We start from the raw sequence: 2,130 nt of genomic DNA on the forward strand, positions 1-2,130 counted from the left end.
AGCACGGGTTCACCGGCGGCTACACGATCGTGAAGGATTACATGCGGCAACGCGAACGGCGCGGCCGCGAGATGTTCGTGCCTCTGGCGCATCCGCCCGGTCATGCCCAAGCCGACTTCGGCGAGGCGGTGGTCGTCATCGGTGGCATTGAGCAGAAGGCGCATTTCTTTGTCATGGATCTGCCGCACAGTGATGCCTGCTTTGTGCGAGCCTATCCGGCAGCCACTGCCGAGGCTTGGGTGGATGGCCACGTTCACGCTTTCGCGTTCTTCGGCAAGGTGCCCGCGTCGGTCCTCTACGACAACGACCGCTGTCTGGTTGCGAAGATTCTTCCTGATGGAACGCGTCAGCGGGCCACGCTCTTCAGCGGGTTCCTGTCGCATTACCTGTTCCGTGATCGTTACGGGCGGCCCGGCAAGGGCAATGACAAGGGCAACGCGGAGGGGTTGGTCGGTTATTCCCGCCGCAACTTCATGGTGCCGATCCCGCGGTTTGCGACCTGGGGCGCGTTCAACGATTACCTGGAGGCACAGTGCCTCAAACGTCAGGCGGATGTCCTGCGCGGCCAGTCCGAGACGATCGCGGAACGCCTCGAGCGGGATTTGGCCGCGATGGCTGATCTGCCGACAGCGCCATTCGATGCCTGCGATCAGGTCACCGGACGGGTCAGTTCCCAGGCACTGGTGCGCTACAAAACCAACGATTACTCAGTCCCCGTCGCCTACGGCCACCGTGACGTCTGGATCAGGGGCTATGTCGACGTGGTCGTGATCGGCTGCGGTGGCGAGGTGATCGCCCGTCATCCCCGCTGCTACGACCGCGAGGACATGGTCTTCGATGCGGTCCATTACCTTCCGCTGATCGAGCAGAAGATCAATGCCCTGGACCAGGCGGCGCCCCTGGCGGAATGGGACCTGCCGCCCGAGTTCGCGACCCTGCGCCGCCTGATGGAAGCGCGGATGATCAAGGCAGGACGCCGCGAGTATGTTCAGGTTCTGCGCCTGCTCGAGACCTTCGACATCGACGACCTGCATGCCGCCGTAAAGAAGGCCCTGCAATTGGGGGCGGTCGGCTTCGATGCCGTCAAGCACCTCGTCCTGTGTCACGTCGAGAAACGGCCGCCAAAGCTGGACCTCGATGTCTACCCATACCTGCCGCGAGCGAACGTCGAGACCACATCCGCGGCCAGCTACATGGCCCTCATGTCGGAGGATGCAGCATGACCGACATCCCGAAGATCCTGCTCGCGGATCATCTCAAGACGCTGAAGCTGCCCACCTTCCTGCGGGAATACGAGAAGCTCGCCCGCCAATGCGCCGCCGAAGGGCTGGATCATGTCCAGTTCCTGGCGCGTCTGGTCGAGCTGGAATTGATCGACCGCGAGCGGCGGATGATCGAGCGGCGCATCAAGGCCGCGAAGTTCCCGACGACCAAGAGCCTGGACAGCTTCGACTTCAAAGCGATCCCAAAGCTCAACAAGATGCAGGTGCTGGAACTCGCGCGATGCAACTGGATCGAGCGGCGCGAGAATGTCATCGCCTTGGGGCCCAGTGGCACCGGCAAGACCCATGTTGCCCTCGGGCTGGGGCTGGCGGCCTGCCAGAAGGGCCTCTCGGTCAGCTTCACCACCGCCGCGACGCTGGTCAACGAGATGATGGAAGCCCGAGACGAGCGCCGTCTGCTCCGCCTGCAAAAGCAGCTGGCTGGCGTCAAATTGCTGATCATCGACGAACTGGGCTTCGTGCCACTGTCCAAGACCGGCGCCGAGCTCTTGTTCGAACTGATCTCGCAGCGTTATGAGCGCGGGTCCACGCTGATCACCAGCAATCTGCCATTCGATGAATGGACCGAAACCTTCGGCACCGAGCGCCTGACTGGCGCTCTACTCGACAGACTGACACACCACGTAAACATTCTCGAGATGAACGGCGACAGCTATCGCCTCGGCCAAAGCCGCGCCCGAAAGGCCCAAGCCGCCACCTGATCACACATTGCAGAATTGGCCCTCCGGGCCAATGCGCCATGGCACGCGCCAGCTATCTGGGGAGCGCACGTGCCATGGCGCTTGGCACCCCGCCACTGGCCTGGTTTTGCGCCGCCACGTGGCCGGTTTTGTCTCCGCCGTTGACA

Annotated in this window: 2 protein-coding genes; both read left to right on the forward strand. The window is 62.8% G+C overall.

All coding sequences use genetic code 11. The features are described from left to right. The coding region (istA, locus tag V8352_RS21565) for an IS21 family transposase (protein WP_336426310.1) at positions 1–1,223 on the forward strand (1,223 nt) is incomplete at its 5' end. Continuing rightward, complete coding sequence (gene istB / locus V8352_RS21570; RefSeq protein ID WP_336426311.1) at positions 1,220–1,984, forward strand: IS21-like element helper ATPase IstB; 765 nt, start codon at positions 1,220–1,222, stop codon at positions 1,982–1,984. The genes istA and istB, both read left to right, overlap by 4 nt. Positions 1,985–2,130: the final 146 nt, after the last annotated feature.

The organism is Roseovarius sp. D0-M9 (genome assembly GCF_037083805.1).
Lineage (GTDB): Bacteria > Pseudomonadota > Alphaproteobacteria > Rhodobacterales > Rhodobacteraceae > Roseovarius.

What these genes read in the sequence shown, in the direction of transcription:
- istB (WP_336426311.1), top strand. Translation starts at nt 1,220, where the DNA reads ATGACCGACATCCCGAAGATCCTGCTCGCGGATCATCTCAAGACGCTG.